General features: G+C 44.5%; 14 protein-coding genes. 7 read left to right on the plus strand and 7 right to left on the minus strand.

The annotated features are described in order from the left end of the window. Nucleotide 1: 1 nt before the first annotated feature. From ACXAFM_RS05110 to ACXAFM_RS05130, 5 genes are all read right to left on the minus strand, one after another. Nucleotides 2-346 carry a cupin domain-containing protein gene (locus ACXAFM_RS05110; RefSeq protein WP_014948493.1) on the minus strand — a complete coding sequence of 115 codons (345 nt, stop codon included), beginning with the start codon at nt 344-346 and terminating at the stop codon, nt 2-4. Nucleotides 347-364: 18 nt separating this feature from the next. Further along, complete coding sequence (locus ACXAFM_RS05115; RefSeq protein WP_474833639.1) at nt 365-586, minus strand: hypothetical protein; 222 nt, start codon at nt 584-586, stop codon at nt 365-367. 126 nt (nt 587-712) lie between these two features. After that, nucleotides 713-3,001, minus strand: coding sequence for a polysaccharide lyase 6 family protein (locus ACXAFM_RS05120; RefSeq protein WP_474833642.1), 2,289 nt, complete (start codon nt 2,999-3,001; stop codon nt 713-715). A 52-nt stretch (nt 3,002-3,053) separates the two neighbouring features. Next, nucleotides 3,054-3,932 (minus strand): NAD(P)-dependent oxidoreductase, encoded by an 879-nt coding sequence (locus ACXAFM_RS05125; protein WP_474827501.1) that lies wholly within the window; start codon nt 3,930-3,932, stop codon nt 3,054-3,056. A gap of 362 nt (nt 3,933-4,294) precedes the next feature. Beyond that, a complete protein-coding gene (locus ACXAFM_RS05130; RefSeq protein WP_474833645.1) occupies nt 4,295-7,249 on the minus strand; it encodes a TonB-dependent receptor in 2,955 nt (984 codons plus the stop codon). Between the two features lie 511 nt (nt 7,250-7,760). Between ACXAFM_RS05130 and ACXAFM_RS05135 the strand changes: the two genes are divergently transcribed. The 6 genes from ACXAFM_RS05135 (at nt 7,761) to ACXAFM_RS05160 (ending at nt 15,154) form a co-directional block, all read left to right on the plus strand. Then, entirely contained in the window at nt 7,761-8,483 is a 723-nt protein-coding gene (locus tag ACXAFM_RS05135; RefSeq protein ID WP_474833648.1) for a hypothetical protein, read from the plus strand. 451 nt (nt 8,484-8,934) lie between these two features. Further along, a complete protein-coding gene (leuA, locus tag ACXAFM_RS05140) occupies nt 8,935-10,494 on the plus strand; it encodes a 2-isopropylmalate synthase (protein ID WP_474833651.1) in 1,560 nt (519 codons plus the stop codon). Next, nucleotides 10,495-11,592: a 3-isopropylmalate dehydrogenase gene (leuB, locus tag ACXAFM_RS05145; RefSeq protein WP_474833654.1), complete on the plus strand. Its 1,098-nt coding sequence runs from the start codon at nt 10,495-10,497 to the stop codon at nt 11,590-11,592. Between the two features lie 9 nt (nt 11,593-11,601). After that, nucleotides 11,602-13,002, plus strand: a complete 1,401-nt coding sequence (gene leuC, locus ACXAFM_RS05150; protein WP_014975820.1) for a 3-isopropylmalate dehydratase large subunit — start codon at nt 11,602-11,604, stop codon at nt 13,000-13,002. 3 nt (nt 13,003-13,005) lie between these two features. Continuing rightward, nucleotides 13,006-13,611 (plus strand): 3-isopropylmalate dehydratase small subunit, encoded by a 606-nt coding sequence (gene leuD, locus ACXAFM_RS05155; protein ID WP_474833658.1) that lies wholly within the window; start codon nt 13,006-13,008, stop codon nt 13,609-13,611. 346 nt (nt 13,612-13,957) lie between these two features. Continuing rightward, nucleotides 13,958-15,154, plus strand: a complete 1,197-nt coding sequence (locus ACXAFM_RS05160) for an HD-GYP domain-containing protein (protein WP_474833660.1) — start codon at nt 13,958-13,960, stop codon at nt 15,152-15,154. Between the two features lie 114 nt (nt 15,155-15,268). Here the strand turns inward: ACXAFM_RS05160 and ACXAFM_RS05165 are convergent, their stop codons facing one another. Together ACXAFM_RS05165 and ACXAFM_RS05170 are read right to left on the minus strand one after the other, a co-directional pair. Continuing rightward, on the minus strand, nt 15,269-16,555 hold the full coding sequence (locus tag ACXAFM_RS05165) for a general secretion pathway protein GspB (protein WP_474833662.1): 1,287 nt from the start codon (nt 16,553-16,555) through the stop codon (nt 15,269-15,271). After that, a complete protein-coding gene (locus tag ACXAFM_RS05170; protein ID WP_474833665.1) occupies nt 16,548-17,459 on the minus strand; it encodes an ExeA family protein in 912 nt (303 codons plus the stop codon). Before ACXAFM_RS05170 ends, ACXAFM_RS05165 begins: the two co-directional genes overlap by 8 nt. Before the next feature lie 219 nt (nt 17,460-17,678). Here ACXAFM_RS05170 and ACXAFM_RS05175 point away from each other — a divergent pair, with 219 nt between their 5' ends. Further along, complete coding sequence (locus tag ACXAFM_RS05175; protein ID WP_474833667.1) at nt 17,679-18,857, plus strand: tRNA nucleotidyltransferase/poly(A) polymerase-related protein; 1,179 nt, start codon at nt 17,679-17,681, stop codon at nt 18,855-18,857. The last annotated feature ends 75 nt before the right edge of the window (nt 18,858-18,932 follow it).

Genomic DNA, 18,932 nt, shown 5'->3' on the forward strand with positions numbered 1-18,932 from the left:
ATTATTCTCCCACAAAATCTTCACGAGCTGGGCTAAATGTATCAATTAGAATGCCACCTGTAGGGCACACTGCTCCATGCTCTACATGAGGTGGAATTAGGCAGCTATCGCCCTTCCTTAAGATTTTCATTTCGCCACCAATGCTAAAATGAAATTCGCCTTCTTCAACATACGTTACCTGAGAATGGCGATGTGCATGGGTATACCCTTCTGCACCTTTATCAAAAAATACCTTTACTGCCATAAGTTCATGATTAAACCCCAGCATTTGACGCTTTAAGCCATTGCCTAAGTCTTCAATCTCTGTCTCGTTGCCAAATAAAAAATGTTCGCTTTGCTTATTCATAACGTAAATCCTAAAAAATTACAGCGCATACACAGCGAAACGGCTTGAAAGCGTGTAACGGTTTTTATCAAAATCAAAAGAAACGTGCGTGGTAGGCTCGCTGACTTCCAAAGTATTCATGGCCACTAGACGCTGTTTTTTATTAGTCTTTGCAGCACGTTGAAGCAATGTGTCGCGCGTTGCCCATAAATAAGCGCCTTGAAGATGCCTACTTTGTTTATCAGCATTGGGCATTTTCACGACACTGTTTTGCCTTATCACTGAATTGGAGTGAGCAGCAAGAGAAGAAAAAGAAAGCGAACAAAAAATGAAAAGTAAAAGCGCTGACATTTGTTGTAGGGAACAGAGGTTTTTAATCATTGCCTATTACCTCTCGTTCGCTTTCGTGGAAACATTGTCATTCAAGACCGCAGTGTGCGGACCGGGTACAAACAGCTCTTTAATCATTGGCATAGATGTATTTAGGAAAGTATTGTTTGTTATTGCGGTAATTGGTTCACCAACGGTGTGATTAACCACAACAGGCTCAGACTCATTAAAGTTGTTATTACTTAGCGTTGAAACTTGCACGCCATGAAGATAAACGCTGGCACTTTGTTTGTTGCGTTTACCACTGCCTACATTAGTTAACACGTTGCCCTGCATATCTAAGTGCGGACCAAAGGTACTTTCATCGGTACCGCCTCGGTAGAGATTTACAACGCTACCACTTATGTTGCTAAACGTGTTGTTGGTTATGCTGACATACTCAGCGTTGTAAATACCGTAGTCCTCTATCTCTTTATCAAGACTTAAAACATGGCCCGTAATACCGTTAAAACTATTTTCCGAAAGCGATATGTCATCGGCAAACGCGCCTTTGCCAGACGTAAAGAAGTTGAAAGAGTGGTTGATATCGAGATGCTCAATATCACAGTTTTCTACGTTCAAAACATAATTGTTGAGCATGCCCCATTTTTTCGTTCTTACAACGCTATTGCCAAAAGCATCTGGGCTGTCTTTCCCTGAAAGCACCAAACCTTCAAGCTTCAAATTTCCATTGTCATGTATTTCGAACAAGGCGGAGCGTTCGAACGACAGTGTTGTAGCTTTGGGAGTCTGTGCGGTTACCGTTACTGTCTTATCGATAATAAGAACACTGGGCACAACGATTGTGCCAGGTGCGATTGTAATAACATCTCCGTCACTGGCATTTTCAAGTGCTGTCATAAGTTCAGCAGCATCGGCACTTACGCTAATTGTTTTACCTGCAGCGAAGTTCACTTCAGGTACTATTTTGGGATACCAGCTTACGCCGACGTCACTTTTTGATACGACGTTCATGTCAGAAGCAACACCAACATCTTTTGTTTCTGCGCCTTTTTCCTCAGGTTCGTTTAACTTAGTGACGGTAAGCCCATTCTCTCCCTTAGCAAGGGGTAGCGATGCAGTAGTAAAACCTTCGCTAAGTTCTTTTATCATTTTGGTATTAGCGACATTGTTAGCGAATGTAATGCCGCTCACATCATCAAATAATGTAAAAGGTTGGTTTAGCGAAGCATTGTAAATAAGGTTATTGGCAAACAATGAATTTATAGGTGCCGCGCTTCTCTCTTCATCGCTTCCAGCACCAAGTTGGATGTGTGACACGTTAATGAATGAGTTATTTGTGATTTGCGCGTTATTAACCTGATGATAACGATTGATAGGCGAGTCAGGCACACCATTCATAACCGTAAAGCCACTACCAAAGCGATAGCCCGTTAGCCCCTCCAAGTAGTTATTGGTTATCACTTGGCCTTCATTGATAACGCGAATTCCACCGGTATGGTCCACGCCATTGCCTAAAAACACATTATCTTCAACGCGATTATTATTACCGTGTCTAAGGGTTAGGGTACCTTTAGCGGATAGAAAAACGTTTCCTTTCAGCAGGTTCTCACCAGACTTAACAGAAATAATTTCAACTTCGCCATTAGTTTGTTCGAATATGTTATTGATAACCTTAGTATTCGAATTACTCAGTGAGTAATGACTTGTACCTATCCTTAACGTCTCTCCTCCATTTGAACCGAATACAGGGCGATAACCGAAGTAGTTATGATCGATACTGTGATGGTTCTCTTGATGTGCCTCGCCGTTAAGCCGAACAGCAACAGTAACCCCCTTGTTACGCTTACCCGTCAGGTGGTTATGGTCAAACCGGTTGTGCTTACCATAAAGTGCAACCCAATAATCTGATTCTTGGCGGTCCGGATTACTGTACTCATCAATGACTACTTCACTTACTCGTGAATAGTTAGCTGGCGTTTGTGCATCTTTCCTAAACGCGATAACAGCGCTGCTAGGGGTATATCCGTCTTTGAATACCAAACCCGATACTTCTAAATACTGCCCAGCTAACTTTAAGTTAGAACTACCAGACAGAATAACCTTACCTTTAGTTTGCGCAGTCAGCGTAATGGGCTTTTCAACGCTACCCTCCCCTTCTAGTAAAATTTCAAAGTCTCGATAAACACCGTTTTGTAAAATTACGTCGTCACCCGCCTTAAGAGACGATGCTATTGCGTTGTATTCATCTGGTGAGCTAACGGTATATTGTTTAGCGCCCGCGTTTGACGACATAGCGCTAATAACAATAAACACAGCTAACCACTTAATAAATTGCACTTGCATAAAATACCTGCCTTTTGATCACTTTAAGAGCGATGACGACGTAGTCGATACGTTACTTAGTCAGCGTTTTAAAGTACTCGAAAATCTCAGGTACATTACCTTGGCTTAATCCTGCATCGACCGCGGCGTTCAAATTAGCTGAAGAGCCTTCCGCTATTTTCGATACGGTTCCAAGGTCTTCTACCATCTTCAGAAAGTAGCCCAAGTCTTTGTTGGCATTTGCGATTGAAAAACCTAAGTCGCTTACATTATCAACCGCATAGTTTTTGCAGAACTGCATAAATGGAGAGCTAGACGGTCCCGTTGACATGATGTCGAAAAGTTGCTGTTTATCTACGCCCGCTTTTTCTGCAACGGCAAACGCTTGAGACATGGCACAAACTGTGGTCATTCCTATAAAGTTATTAATTAACTTGGTTGTGTGACCTGCGCCCAACGCCCCTAAATGAAATACATTTTCGCCTTGGTCTTCAAGTACGCTTTTAACCTTGTTGAAGGTCTCTATATCACCTGCTGCCATAATATTTAAAAGACCATCTTTAGCGTGGGCAGGTGTTCTGCCAAGAGGCGCATCGATCATGCCTACACCCTTTTTCGCCAGGTCTGCACCAATCTTCTTTGTAGAAGCGGGTATTGATGTTCCGAAATCTATTAATACCGAACCGGCTTTCATGCCTTCCAATACGCCATTTTCAGCATAAATAACTTTTTCAACTATCTCTGAGGTGGTTAGACACAACATCACGATATCTGATGCTTCAGCGAGTGCCTTACCTGTTTGCGCTGTTTTTGCACCGCGTTCTACGCATTTATCTACTGCGGCTTTATTTAAATCCATCACTGTCACGGCGTAACCTTTGTTTTGAAGGTTCTCTACCATATTGCCGCCCATAAGGCCTAAACCGATAAAACCAATAGTTGGTTTGGACATAACTGTCTCCTAATGACGATATTCGTTGTTTGCTCGAACTTATCTCTCGAACTGAAAATTAAAGGAATAGAGCTCTGTTGTGGCACCTAGTTTCGTTTGTTGCCAATTCAAGCATGTATCCACCGTATTACTTACTTACCAATTTGTCAACCAATAATCAGATAAAACAATAAATCTGTAATACCAAAAAGACACATCTAGATACAGCTGAACTTAAGGATATGATTGAAAAACTCTGATATGGAAAAATTAAAAATACTAGATCCATCTAATCCCACACCACAATTGGTAAAACCAAATTTCATGATTGAAATGGTGCCTGGCAAATTGCTCTCCAGACACCTGAACACAATATTGGGTTATTAGAATCGATAGTTGGCGCCGAGGGTGATTCGGCGGTCAGTCAGACCTTGGAAGCACAGAAGCGCACCTTCATTAACACAGTACTGCTCTACTTCAGACTCAGTAATGTTTACTGCCTCAACACCAATATTAAGGTTTTCGTTAACATCGTAAGTCACACTTGCATTTAACTGACCACGGTCAGCTTGTACCGCAGGGAACCCCCATGGGAAGCTTGACGTACTGCCGAAGTCATCGGTACGGTAAGCTTCACGCCACGTGTAACGCATACGAGCAGATAAACCAAACTTTTCGTAGTAAAGCGTAATGTTGTAGGCGTTCTCTGAAAGGTTAAGAAGACCTTGAACTCTAGTAACTTCTTCTTCGCTTCCTGTGGTTGCTGCAAATACTTGACCAGCTCTATTAGTGGCAGTGTTTACCACTTCTCCGCCAGAGGACTCTTGTATTGTATAATTAGCAAGAACGCCAAAGCCTGAAGCCCACCCAAGCTCACTTTCAAAGCCAGATAAATCATATTGAACCGCGAATTCAATACCTTTCTGGGTAGTTTCGGCGGTGTCATTTACTTTTGTTTCTGTACCTACACAAACACCTGCACCTAGGTCGGGACCGAACACGTTAATATCAGCAATTGGATTGAAAATGCCGCCGCCCTCACACGGGTCAGTAAGATCGCGAAAGCCTGTTATAGGATCCTCAACAGGAGTCACAATCTGATCTACGAAAAGGTCTTTGCGAGTTTTATGAAAAATACCCACGCTAAAAACACTGGCTTCAGCAAAGTACCACTCGGCCGCTAAGTCATAAGAAATAACTTCTTCAGGCGTTAAATTAGGGTTGCCAATAGCTACATTAGGGTTAGGGCTTGTACTAAAAGTTACCGACGTTGAAAGGTCGTTGAAATTCGGACGACGAATATCCTTGCCCGCACCAAACCTTAATACTACGTCATCAGTAACATCTGCCACTAAGTTGAAGCGAGGTAGAATGAAGTCGTAGTCACCCGTGTTAGTCACTCGAGAAACCAACTCATTACCGTCTTCATCTACTGTTATTGAATTACCCACAGACGTTACATCTGTTTGTAAATAACGTACACCAAAGTTACCGCGGAACATTTCATACTCAAAGTTAGCCTGCGCATACAATGCATGGGTTTCTTCTTCGATGTCAAAGAAGCCGGAAGAGCTCGTTGAAGGCGCATTTAACGTTTTCGAAGAACCGTGTTCTTCCAACGCTGCTTGCAGCGTGGCTAGTACTGCATCAGGGTCAGACGACACTTGCTCTGGATCAATCAACAGGAAGTCACTGACATAAAGCTCACGTCCATCCGCATCGTTAAAGTTGTCAGGTCCAGCAACCAACAAGTCACTAAATAAGCTGCCACGAGGGCTGTCGTCCATTGTACGCAATGGAACGCTTGTTCCAATATCTTCACGTTTACTTCCAGATTTGTTGTAGCGGTAACCAAAATCAACTGATGTAATCATGGTGTCTACAAAATAAGTGAAATCTACGCGGAATGCATCTTCGAAGTTTTCGGTAGTGTCACGACCAATGTTCACATCACGAAGCACTACATTGTTCGGGTCAAGTAATTGTTCAACCGTAGGCGCATACTCAGCGCCTTCAGCAATACCAAAGGTCAATGCACCGCCAGTAAGATCGTAAGCGAATGGAACGGAGTTATCGTTACCGCCACCGGCATCTAACGGTGCATTCGGGTTAATAAAGTTAAGCGTTGTATTAAAGCTTGGGGTTGTAGTATCAGATGTCGTTGATGCAACTTCTGCAAATACGCTCCACTTTTCGCCTTGCCATTCACCACCTAAGCGGAAAATTTCGCTTTTTGTTACCCGAGAATTAGTATCAGTTGAAAATCGTAAATTTGGATCATCGTCGTCATGATCTAAGTTGACCGGTATGACGCCACGTAGCGCTGCTTCTATTGACCCCAGGTCGGTGCCACCTAAGGAGCCAAAATCAATCGTCTCGAATTCATCTGGAACCGAAATTTGACGTAAATTACTTACACCAGAAGCTTGGACACGAGAACTTTCTTGCAAACGTTCTTGGTCATTGATGATAGCGTCAAAGAAAAACTTGGTGTTGTCGTTCGGCGCCCATTCAATAGTACCCACTAGGTTTTTAGTTTCGTACTCAAAGTTATCGTAGTCTTGAACAAAGAACTGGATAGGCAAAAAGTTGAAAGACTGCGCACTTGGAAAATCGCTGTCAGAGCGCACTATATTATCTCTGTCTGCACGCGGGCGAAACGCCGTTACGTCTTGCTGAGCATAACTACCACTAATTACCACACCAATGGTACCGTGGTCGGTATCCCAATTATCGCCAAATGTTCCCGAAATACGAGGTTGGAAGTTGCTATCGGTGGTTAAGCTGCTGTTCTCACCTTGTACACGAAATGCTGCAAGCTGTTCATTAAGCTGTAAGGGTCGGATGGTTTTTAGGTTAATCGTACCACCCACTGAACCTTCGATGGTTTTAGCGTCGGGCGACTTAGTCACTTCCAAGCCAGCAATAATTGCGGCTGAAACGTCTTCAAAATCAATACCGCTTCGACCTGCACCAGAACCAACTGTTGAAACTCCGTTGATTTCTGTACGGTTAGCATCTGTACCACGAATTTGTACGCCTGTACCGACACCCGCTTCACGAGTGATCTGAATACCGGTAATGTTCTCTAGTACTTCTGCTAAGTTCTGGTCTGGTAACTTACCAATATCCTCTGCTTCGATAACCTCAACGAGGTTATTCTTAAAACGTTTTTCATTCATTGCGCTAGCCAGTGACGCTCGAATGCCCGATACCTCAATGACTTCAACATCTTCGTTTTGTTCTTGCTGTGTTTCTTGTGCGTTTACTGATGCGGTTAGGCTTAGTGTCGTAGCCGAAAGTACCGCAAGTGTAATTTTAGATAATTTGTGTGTCATGTGTGTCTTCCTGTTAAGGATTGAGAAATGTCTAATCACCCATTCCTTACCGCTTAAGTTGTTCGCTTGCTACCCACCTTGTAAATTTACCTCACACCTACTTTACAAGGATGTTACAAACAGTAGATCAATCTCACATATTGGTCAACACAAAATATCAAAATTGGTCTTAACTAAATTACGAAAACAGCCTTACCAATAAGAAATAAAATTTATACAATTTGAGATTAAAGAAACATAGAAAGTAATTAAGACATTATTTAACAGTAACTTAAAAAAGATACACATATATAAAAATTGGTAAATTTTAATTTTCAAATCCATTTCCACGCATAATAAAATTGGTAATATAAATCATCATGAAATGAGTATCAGATAAAGCAATCGCTAGAACCCGTCCCCTCGCACTTGCTTAACTAAAAGCAATATCAGCTTTTAAAGCGCCTATATGGCACTTATTACAGTTTCTTGATACGGTTATTCAATAATCAAAAATTTGTGCAGATAAGTGATGACAGCAGAGAAACCTTCTTCTCGATCTCAGGCAGGCTTTTTTAGCGAATCGGGAGAGTTAGGTGGAAGCCACCCTCAATTCAATGAAATATGTACAGCTCTGTATGAAAGAGAAGTCGTCTCTCTAGCTCATAGCGAGATAAAAAACCTATCGCTGCTTAAGCGTCGAATGGGCGGGCTTCCCTATCACGTGAAAGCTATTGCTCGATATATGATTGGTAATGGCAACTCAAACAATCCATCCCCGCTAAAAACAGATACTCATAATGGAAGCTGGTATGCCAAACAATCTGCAAAGTGCCCCGGCATTAATCATTTAGACGATGTAGAAAAGCGAGAAGCGTGGTATAGAAAAAACGCTAGGTATGGTCTTGTTGTACCTGTTTTAATTTTAAATATGGAAGGCTCTCACATTGAGCTTGACTCAATTGATATGGTAAACCAAGACAATACCCAGCTCCATCTGAACAAAAATGGATGGTTTGCTAATACAGGGGAGTGCATTTCTTCAACTCCACTACGCGATGAAATTGAAGCGGCCACGGCACTTTCAGTTCAAAACAAAATACTGCTGCGGCCTTCAAAGGCGATAATGACCGCTGCATGCTGTGGCCACGCATGGAGTTTTAAATCCAAGCGTTCACCGCGTGCTTTATCCCTTCGCGAAATGCGCCTATCTACTCAAATCAACTGGAAGAGCTTTACGCTGCTCAATAGGTAGCAAAGCCCCAAAAAAAAGAATAAAAACCCAGTAAATTCGCATAAAAAACCTCAATTTCACTCACACCTCCACAGCTAAATTTAGTACAAACATCCTAACCAACATCAGACAGAGTGAATCACCCCCTCTTAAGTGCGTTAAACCGCTGCTCAAAATGCTTTCGGGCCGAAATTATTTAGGATGCACATCCTAAATAATTAAAAGATAGCTTTTATATACGAAAAATATACTCATTATTGTAAACAATGGTTGACCTCTTCATGCCACATGGGTACATTGTCGCTATCAACTTGGTCAGCAAAGAAACAACAAATGCGTATTCGTTTCCTTCTTCTATCTCTACTCCTTATGGCAGCCAGACTGCACGGGTAGATTGCGACCAGCGATTTAATTTCACAAAAACCCGTGCCAAGCACGGGTTTTTTTTTAACTATTAAACTGAGAGAGCGTCATGACAAATCAAGTGAAGATCTTTGATACCACATTGCGAGACGGTGAGCAGGCCTTACCTGCAAGCCTAAGTGCCAAAGAGAAATTACAGATCGCGCTGGCGCTCGAACGCTTAGGCGTTGACATCATTGAAGCGGGTTTCCCCGTATCTTCTCCTGGTGACTTCCGCTCTGTCCAAATGATTGCGAAAGAGGTTAAAAACTCTGTTGTTTGTGGCCTATCTCGTGCTTTGCCAGGCGATATTGATGCGTGTGGTCAAGCGCTAAGCGTCGCAGAACAATTCCGTATTCATACTTTCATCGCAACGTCAGAGATTCACGTAGGTGCCAAGCTTCGCAAGTCACAAGATGAAATTGTTGAAATGGCGGTGAAGGCGGTTAAGCATGCACGTCAATACACAGATGACGTTGAATTTTCCTGTGAAGACGCCGGTCGTACGCACATCGACTATCTATGCCGCATGGTAGAAGCTGCGATTAATGCTGGTGCAACTACCGTTAATATCCCGGATACAGTGGGCTACACCACACCTACAGAATTCGGCGGTATTATCCAGCAATTGTTTAACCGTGTTCCTAATATCGACAAAGCGACAATCTCAGTTCACTGCCACAACGACTTGGGCTTAGCGGTAGCAAATTCATTAGCAGCTGTGGAGCAAGGGGCTAGACAAGTTGAATGTACGATAAACGGTATTGGCGAGCGTGCTGGTAATGCATCGCTTGAAGAAATTGCTATGATCTTGCAAACCCGTAAGAACATGTTGGGCTTTGAAACTAACATTAATTCTACCGAAATATCGCGCACATCTAAGCTAGTCAGCCAGCTTTGTAATATGCCAGTTCAATCAAACAAGGCTATTGTTGGCGCAAATGCGTTTAGCCATTCATCTGGTATTCACCAAGACGGTGTCTTAAAAGCGCAAAATACCTATGAAATTATGACCCCGGAAAGTGTGGGCATTAATAAGAACAACCTAAACTTAACGTCACGCTCTGGCCGCCATGTAATTAAGCACCGCTTAACAGAGTTGGGTTACAAAGCAGAAGACTACGATTTAGAAGCCGTGTATGACGCATTCTTAAAGTTAGCGGACAAGAAGGGTCAAGTATACGACTACGACCTTGAAGCATTATTGTTCTTCGATAAGCAAAAGCACGACCAAGCACACTTCCAGTTGCTTTACCTTCAAGCAAACTCAGGCCGTGAAATAATCCCAAGCGCTACGGTCAAAATGAAAGTGGGCGACGAAGAAATTACCCAATCAAGCATAGGAAACGGACCTGTAGATGCGGCTTATAAGGCCATTATGTCTATACTTGGTCACGAAGATTTAGAAGTTGTCGACTTCAAACTAGATTCAAAAGGTGAAGGTGCCGACGCTTTAGCGCAAGTGAGCGTTATCGCCACATATAAGGGCCGCCGATTCCATGGGATTGGCCTTGCTACTGATATTGTAGAAGCCGGCGTTAAAGCCCTTATCTTTGTATTAAACAACACATATTTGGCCGATCAGATTGATCAGCAAAAAAATCAACAAGAACGCGTTGCAGGAGTATAAATGAGCCAGTATTCAATTGCCGTATTAGCCGGAGACGGTATCGGCCCAGAAGTTATGCAGGAAGCCAATAAGGTTTTAGATGCTGTTGAAAAGAAGTTTAACGTTAGCTTAAACCGTACTGCATACCCTGTAGGTGGCTACGCCATTGATACTGAAGGTGAAGCTCTGCCCTCTAAAACCTTGCTGGGCTGCGAGCAAGCCGATGCAATTTTGTTTGGCAGTATCGGCGGCCCTAAATGGGACACATTACCGCTAGAGCAGCGCCCAGAGCGTGCCGCACTGCTTACTCTTCGCAGTCATTTTGACCTGTTCAGCAACTTGCGCCCTGCTCGCATTTATCCGGGCCTTGAAAGCCTGTCTCCCCTTCGTGAAGACATTGCTAAATCAGGCGTAGACGTTTTAGTTGTGCGTGAGCTAACCAGCGGCATTTACTTTGGTCAACCTAAGGGCCGAGAAGGTGAAGGCGAAGAAGAGTTCGCGTATGACACCATGCGCTATAGCAAGCGTGAAATTCGCCGTATTGCTATTGCAGCGTTTGAAGCAGCACAGAAGCGTCGCGGCAAAGTGACGTCGGTGGACAAAGCCAACGTACTGGTAACCAGCCGCTTATGGCGTGAAATTGCTGAAGAAGTCGCAAAAGACTATCCAGATGTAGAGCTAGACCACATCTACATCGACAACGCCACTATGCAAATAATGAAGAACCCAGCGCAGTTCGATGTGATGCTGTGTTCAAACCTATTTGGCGATATCGTTTCTGATGAATGCGCGATGATGACGGGCTCTATGGGCTTGTTGCCATCGGCAAGCATGAACGAGGAAGGCTTTGGCCTTTATGAGCCAGCAGGCGGTTCGGCCCCTGATATTGCTGGCCAAGGCATTGCTAACCCAATCGCACAAATTTTATCAGCCGCCATGATGCTGCGTTTCAGCATGAACTTAGGTGATGCAGCGGATGCTATTGAAAAAGCCGTAGTAGCAACATTAGAAGCAGGTGTACTTACAGGCGAGTTATTACCTGCCGATAAACGCAGCCAAGCGGCAAGCACGTCGCAAGTAGGCGATGAAATCGTTAAACAATTAATGGCGCAGGAGTAAAAACATCTCATGGCCAAGACCTTATATGACAAAGTGTGGCAAGCCCACATTATCGACCAAATTGGTGAAGACAGCTTAATTTATATCGACCGTCACTTAATTCATGAAGTAACGTCACCTCAGGCATTTGCTGGCCTTAATGAAAAAGGCCGTAAAGTACGTCGCCCAGATCGCACTGTTGGTACTATGGATCACAGCATATCAACCCGTTCATTGGCAATTGATGCCTGTGGTCCGGCGAATGCGCTTCAGCTACAAACCTTGGCAAAAAACTGTGAAGAACACGGCATTCAGCTATTTCCAGTGGGCCACCAGAAGCAAGGTATTGTGCACGTTATGGGCCCTGAATTAGGTCTAATTCAGCCTGGTATGACGGTGGTGTGTGGTGACTCACACACTGCAACCCACGGTGCATTTGGTGCGCTAGCCTTTGGTATTGGTACCTCTCAGGTAGAGCATGTATTGGCCACGCAAACGTTGAAACAAAGCCGCGCGAAAAGCATGCTTATCAACGTAAATGGCAAGCTTCCTGTCGGTATTACCGCAAAAGACATTATTCTTGCCATTATCGGCAAAATTGGCCACGCTGGCGCTACTGGCCATGTTATCGAATACGCAGGTGAAGCTATCCGCGGTTTGAGCATGGAAGAGCGCATGACGGTGTGTAACATGAGTATTGAAGCTGGCGCGAAAGCTGGCCTTGTTGCACCAGACGAGAAAACCTTCGCCTACCTTGAAGGCCGCGAATACGCACCTAAGGGTCAAGACTGGGAAGACGCAGTCGCTTATTGGAAAACCCTTTATACCGAAGAAGGGGCTACCTTTGACACTGTGGTTGAACTTGAAGCGGCAGATATCGCTCCTCAGGTTACGTGGGGCACCAATCCAGGCCAGGTTATTGGCGTAAACACACCGGTACCGGCTCCTGAAGATTTCAGCGACCCGATTGAAAAAGAAAGCGCGGTAAAAGCACTAGAGTATATGGGATTAAAACCCGGTGAAAAGCTTGCCGATATTGCAGTAAACCACGTATTTATCGGCTCATGTACCAACGGTCGTATTGAAGATATGCGCGCAGCGGCACAAATTGCCAAGCGCGGTAAAGTCGCCGATTCAGTTACCGCGATTGTCGTTCCAGGGTCAGGTAACGTTAAACGCCAAGCTGAAGCAGAAGGCTTAGATAAAATCTTTATCGATGCTGGCTTTGAGTGGCGGTTGCCAGGTTGCTCTATGTGCCTTGGTATGAATGACGACAAGCTAGTGGCAGGCGATAGATGTGCCTCTACCAGTAACCGTAACTTTGAAGGCCGTCAAGGCCGTGGTGCGCGTACTCACTTAGTAAGCCCTGCAATGGCCGCCGCTGCAGCGATTACCGGTCGCTTTGCTGACGTTAGAGATTATCAGGAGTAAGTTATGTCTGAACAAGGTTTTACACAACACACAGGCATTGCTGCGCCACTTGATCAGGCCAATGTCGATACCGACCAAATTATTCCGAAGCAGTTTCTAACTGGCGTAACGCGTGCTGGCTACGGCAAACATTTGTTTCACGACTGGCGCTACTTGGACTTAGAAGAGAAAGAGCCAAACCCAGCGTTCGCGCTGAATAAGCCTGAGCACAAAGGTGCGAGTCTGTTGCTAGCTCGCGAAAACTTTGGTTGTGGATCAAGCCGAGAACACGCGCCGTGGGCACTTGCAGACTTTGGGTTTAAAACGGTTATTGCCACCAGCTTTGCTGATATATTCTACGGTAACTGCATTAACAATCAGCTAGTGCCAGTGGCATTATCAAGCGAACAAATGGACGCTTTGTTTGCTGCAGTGAAGGCAGATCCAGCAACTAAGATCACCGTTGATCTTCCGGCGCAAACCGTGAGTTTTAACGATACAAGCTTCAGCTTCGTTATTGCTGAGCATCACAAAAACAACCTAATCAAAGGCTTAGATGCTATCGGTCAAACGCTTGAACTCACAAGCGCTATAGAAGCCTTCGAAGATAAACAGCCCGTGTGGTTGTAAAAGCGTGGGGCTTTAGCGCTTAACAAAGCCCTAGCATGACACATGGGTGCTGTCGCGAGATGGCACCCTGTTTATTTCTCTCATCTATGCCTCTACCTTAACTTCGCATCAAGACGTCTAATACCAATCCGCATTAAAAATATCAGTTCACCTGATTTGAGCTATAAGCAACTTCTCGGCACATTTACACGTCACACGTTTTCTCACGAATTCGTTAATCCTATATTCGCCGACTCTAGCTATACTAAAGGATAATAAACTCCTCACTTTTTTCACTGGAATATCGTACTATTCATTCCTATTGTAGTAACAGATGATGGCAACGTTGTGCCCCGCAGGAGAGATAATGTTAGAACAGGTACCCATTGATGATTTGCAGCCAGGGATGTACGTCAATCAAGTACTTGAACAAACAGGTTCACTTAAAATGCGCTCTAAAGGCCTTGTGAAAACCCAAGCCATCATTGATAGTCTTAGAGCTAAGGGAATTCTTACAGTAGAAGTAGACCTAGCCAAGTCAAAACTTCCTCAAACGCCAGAAGCGCCAGAGCCATCAAAAGAAGAAACTCCACAGACTACAAAATCACAGGTTAAGCCTATAGGCCGCGATTCAATTAACGAGGCGAGTGATCTTTACAATAGTGCACTCACCATACAGAGCAGCTTTCTAAAATCACTTCAAAAAGGTGCAGTTACCGATCTGTCTCCCATGGAGTCGCTATCCCATAGCATCATAGAAAGTGTATTTGATAATAAGGACGCGCTCAGCTGCCTTACCATGATCAAAGATACAGACCAATACCTTCTTGAGCACAGCATTAATTGCAGTGTACTGAGCGGCATTTTCTGTGAATTTCTTGGCTATGACAGAGATACCACAGAGCAAGTGAGTTTAGGCGCCCTATTGATGGATATAGGCATGTCTTCCCTGCCAGATGAAATTCGCAATAACACAGGAGAATTTTCCAGTGATGATTGGGAAGTGATGAAAACCCACGTTGAAATTGGTGCAGACCTAGTTGAACAGTGTGGCGATATTTCTGACCTATCGCTACGCATCATTGAAGAGCACCACGAGCGCGTTGATGGAAGCGGCTACCCGAGAGGATTGGTTGGTAACGAAATCTCAGAGTTCGCGCGTATTGCTGCCATTGTGGATGCATACGATGCCATGACATCTAATCGTACGCACAAAAACAGTATCACGCCTACTCAGGCGCTAAAGCGACTAACTGCGACAGAGAACTTAGACCAAGAATTGGTAAAACAATTTATCCAGTGTATTGGCGTGCACCCTGTTGGCTCCTTGGTGAGGTTAAAGAGCGGTAAATTAGGTATTGTGAGCAAGATTAACCCTAAAGACCCTGTAAGCCCTCACGTTATGACCTTTTACAGCGTTACGTCGCAGCATTTCAATGAAGTGAAACGCGTTGATTTAAGTCAGTACGACGATGAGATTGTGTCAGGCGTTCGCCCCGAAGAGTTTAGTTTGAACTTACCTAAATTCTTCAAAGACGTTTTCATAAATCAGATGCCAGCGTAGGTTTTGCCATCATTAAAAAGGCCCTTCATTTTGAAGGCCCTTTTTCATTTTACCGTGACTAAATTAACGTGGCCACATTTCGTCATTGCGCCCGTTAGCCTCTATTCATAGCTATTACCAGTCAGTCAGTGCCGCCATAGTAAAGAGCTCATCTTCAAAAGAAAGTACTACGCGCTGCGCTTCAATATTTACGATTTGCACTCTATCAGCAATCCAGTCGCCCTCACCTATTTGACGGCCATTGACTCTCACCCATCTATCGGCAGGACGAGACGCATACATATGCGCGCTAAAGTTCATGGTAGGAAGTCGTGTTAACAAGCGAACGGGTAGCTGATCTACACGGGGTAGTTCGTCTTTAACCGTCACCCTTGTTTGCTCTTCAGCGGGTGTATTATCTTGTGCCTTTGAGTCTAGCGCTTCAACGGCAGCATTAAAACGCGCCATGAGCTCTGGTGACACGGATACGTTAGATTGAGACGTAGCTTCATTTAATACTTTCCCTTCATAATTCCCTGAAGTCTCAGTTTGTCTTGAATCTGTTGAAGAGCTACGCTCATATCCACTACTTGGCTCGGCGCCAGAGCGTTGGGAGACGTCGTTATTGTAGCGACTCTGAGTACCTGTTGTGTTTGGGTTTGTATTTGGAACTGCACCTAAATCAGTATTTTGCGTTGCAGCTAAGTTGCCAACAGACTGGTTATTTACCATAGCTTTCGCTTGCGTGCCTTGCTGAGCTGCACCGCCGTTACTAACGTTGGCATTTACCGCTGTGTTAGCAGTTTCGTTTAAACCTGCGCTTTGCCCACTTCCCTGGATGTTAGAAGATACCTGTTCACCTTTGTTGCTTGAAGTGCCTGGTGCTTCATTACTACTTTGCGTAGTCGTAAGCGCTGAAGCGCCTCCGCTTGCTTCAACCTGTGAAACTGAACTTTCAGAGTCTGCCACCGGTACAGCAGCGGGTGCAGTTAGCATTGGCCACCAGCGTTTTGCCGTAGCGGCGGAAAAGCCAATGCATAAACCGCCAAGAATAACGACGGCAAAAAGCGCTACTTGCTTGGTGTAAAGCTTCCATGCTGACGGAAGCCCTTCTACTGTGGGTAAAAACAAGCTTCGATTAAACTGCTCATTGAGCGATCTATCAAACGTGGCGCTTGTATCATGCTCGCCGCGAAGCAAAGCTTGGGTTTGCGTTCTGTGATGTGTAGTCGCGGGTGCTATTTCCACGGTTTGCTCAGGGTCTATTTCAACCTCTTGCACACCCATTTCAGCCAAGCCCTGCACCATGGCGGCGCTGGTCACTAAGCCCGACTTTCTAATTTTAACCGGCCCGTTCTGCTTAGTTATTTGAACTATCACCATACCGGGTTTCAAATAGTCAATGGCAACGATATTAGACATACAAGCTCCCTAACCCGTAACCGAAAATAATGGCCAAAACAAACGCCGATGCCAGGTACCATTTACGCTGGCTTTGCACACGCTGACTTACTACATCTGCACCTAGAATTTGCTCCGCCGCGGCCAAAAATATAGGCTTTTGCACGACCGCATGCTGTTTAGTAAAAGATAAGGTTAGCGCTCGGTCGCACAGCAAATTAATCACTCTTGGAATTCCACCCGTAATTTGATGCACCGCGCGCAATGTAGACTTACTAAAAATACTGATATCACCTTCGGCTACGCTCAAGCGATGAGCAATATAGGCGCTTACCTCGGGCGCAGTTAAGGGCAGCAAGTGATACCTAGCAGTAATACGCTGGGCAAGCTGGCGTAACTCGTTGCGCTTTAACAGCTGCTGTAATTCAGGCTGACCAATCAGTACGACCTTTAACAGCTTTTCACGGTTTGTTTCAAGGTTGGTCAATAAACGAAGTTGTTCTAATACTTCAGGCAGTAGATGCTGTGCTTCATCTACCATAAGCACTGTGTTAATGCCTGCTTGGTGATTTTCGGCCAGCTTAGACAAAATTAAATCAGTAAAATACTTAAGGCTGGCTTTCTCTGGTGTATAGGGTAAGCCTAGTTCATCACAAACCGTAGCTAATAGCTCAAGGGCAGATAAGGTAGGGTTTAATATCATAGCTACCTGAGTATTGTCTGGTAACTGCTGCAACAATTTTCTTGAAACTGTAGTTTTCCCAGTGCCCACTTCTCCGGTAAGCATCACAAAGCCACCGCTTTCCCTAAGGCCGAAGGTCAAATGGGCCAAAGCCTCTTTGTGCCTTGGGCTCATATACAAATAATCGGGGTTAGGCGCAATCGAAAAAGGATTGTCATTTAACCCGAAGTAGTTCAAATACATGGTTGCTGAAGCGCCTATCTGTTTTAATTTTTAACGACGATTAAACTACCAGACGCAACCTTGAAGTGAAAGCGCATAACGATGTGGCGACGAATTTTATTTGTAACATTGCTATACTGCGCCTCTGTTACCTTGGGAAGGTTGATTTTTGTTACACGTCAAAAGTCGATGCATTCCCAATCTAAAAAGTATTACTGACTAAAAAATCGTTGGAAGAGCATGCAAGTATATCTCGTTGGTGGCGCAGTACGCGACGCACTGTTGAACAGAAAAGTTGTTGAACGCGACTATGTCGTGGTGGGCGCCACACCGCAAGAAATGCTCAGCCAGGGTTTTACCCAAGTAGGCAAAGACTTCCCTGTTTTTTTACACCCAAAAACACAGGAAGAATATGCGCTAGCTCGCACAGAACGTAAATCAGGGAAAGGCTACACAGGCTTTGTGTGCGATGCATCAAGCTCGGTCACGTTAGAAGAAGATTTGTTACGCCGAGATCTTACCGTTAATGCAATAGCCCAAGATAACCTTGGAAAGCTTATCGACCCTTATGGTGGTAAAAAAGATTTAGAAAACCGCATACTTCGCCACGTATCAGAAGCCTTTAGTGAAGACCCACTTCGGGTATTTCGCGTGGCACGCTTTGCTACCCGCTATGCTTATTTGGACTTTACTATCGCCACTGAAACCATGGCTCTTATGCAGTCTATGGCGCAAAGCGGCGAGTTAAGCACGCTAAGTGCAGAGCGGGTATGGCAAGAAACAAAACGCAGTCTTTTAGAGAAAACACCGCATGTTTTTTTCATTGTATTAAACCAAGCTCATGGCCTTAATGACTGGTTTGCTGAGCTTGAAAGTAAACTAGATACAGCTCTGGAAACGTTAAAAACGGCGGTAGCGCTAGAAAAAGCTGAAAACGAGAGCCTTGTTAAAGACATGGGTTCAGAAACCCCATTACCTGAAAGCATCGCTTCAGAAACCGCTAGGCTGATAACAAGGTTTACTGCCCTGCTCACTCACCTTAATGAGGAAGAAGCGAAACGTTTGTGCAGCCGGTTGAAAGTGCAGAACCAAGTTAGTGAAATAGTCAGCCTTGCCTGTAAATTCAAAGGCTTTCTTCTGAACGCGCAGAACTCGCCCGCCGATTTACTTGCCTTGTTCAATGGCTGTGATGCGTGGCGTAGAGAGGAACGTTTCACATTGTTACTTAGCGCTTTTGCGCCTTATGCTCATAACAAGGGCGTAGATTGGCAACACCAACAAAAACGCATTGAAAATGCATTAGCCTCCGCCAACCAAGTGAACGTGCAAAATATCATTGCCACGGGCGTTAAAGGCCCTGAAATAAAAGACGCGCTTAACCAAGCAAAGCTTGCTGCCATTGCTTTGACAACTGAATAATCTTATACCCTAAAGGCCATTGCGTAAGTCGACTTTTTTGTTTTGGTGAAAGTTTACCTACGGTGTGCGAATTTA

Source organism: Alteromonas sp. ABD4_190 (genome assembly GCF_056160105.1).

Excerpts from the sequence above, each read along its gene's own strand:
- ACXAFM_RS05110 (WP_014948493.1), bottom strand. The coding sequence starts at position 346 with ATGAATAAGCAAAGCGAACATTTTTTATTTGGCAACGAGACAGAGATT.
- ACXAFM_RS05120 (WP_474833642.1), bottom strand. The coding sequence starts at position 3,001 with ATGCAAGTGCAATTTATTAAGTGGTTAGCTGTGTTTATTGTTATTAGC.
- ACXAFM_RS05125 (WP_474827501.1), bottom strand. The coding sequence starts at position 3,932 with ATGTCCAAACCAACTATTGGTTTTATCGGTTTAGGCCTTATGGGCGGC.
- ACXAFM_RS05130 (WP_474833645.1), bottom strand. The coding sequence starts at position 7,249 with ATGACACACAAATTATCTAAAATTACACTTGCGGTACTTTCGGCTACG.
- ACXAFM_RS05135 (WP_474833648.1), top strand. The coding sequence starts at position 7,761 with ATGACAGCAGAGAAACCTTCTTCTCGATCTCAGGCAGGCTTTTTTAGC.
- leuA (WP_474833651.1), top strand. The coding sequence starts at position 8,935 with ATGACAAATCAAGTGAAGATCTTTGATACCACATTGCGAGACGGTGAG.
- leuB (WP_474833654.1), top strand. The coding sequence starts at position 10,495 with ATGAGCCAGTATTCAATTGCCGTATTAGCCGGAGACGGTATCGGCCCA.
- leuC (WP_014975820.1), top strand. The coding sequence starts at position 11,602 with ATGGCCAAGACCTTATATGACAAAGTGTGGCAAGCCCACATTATCGAC.
- leuD (WP_474833658.1), top strand. The coding sequence starts at position 13,006 with ATGTCTGAACAAGGTTTTACACAACACACAGGCATTGCTGCGCCACTT.
- ACXAFM_RS05160 (WP_474833660.1), top strand. The coding sequence starts at position 13,958 with ATGTTAGAACAGGTACCCATTGATGATTTGCAGCCAGGGATGTACGTC.
- ACXAFM_RS05165 (WP_474833662.1), bottom strand. The coding sequence starts at position 16,555 with ATGTCTAATATCGTTGCCATTGACTATTTGAAACCCGGTATGGTGATA.
- ACXAFM_RS05170 (WP_474833665.1), bottom strand. The coding sequence starts at position 17,459 with ATGTATTTGAACTACTTCGGGTTAAATGACAATCCTTTTTCGATTGCG.
- ACXAFM_RS05175 (WP_474833667.1), top strand. The coding sequence starts at position 17,679 with ATGCAAGTATATCTCGTTGGTGGCGCAGTACGCGACGCACTGTTGAAC.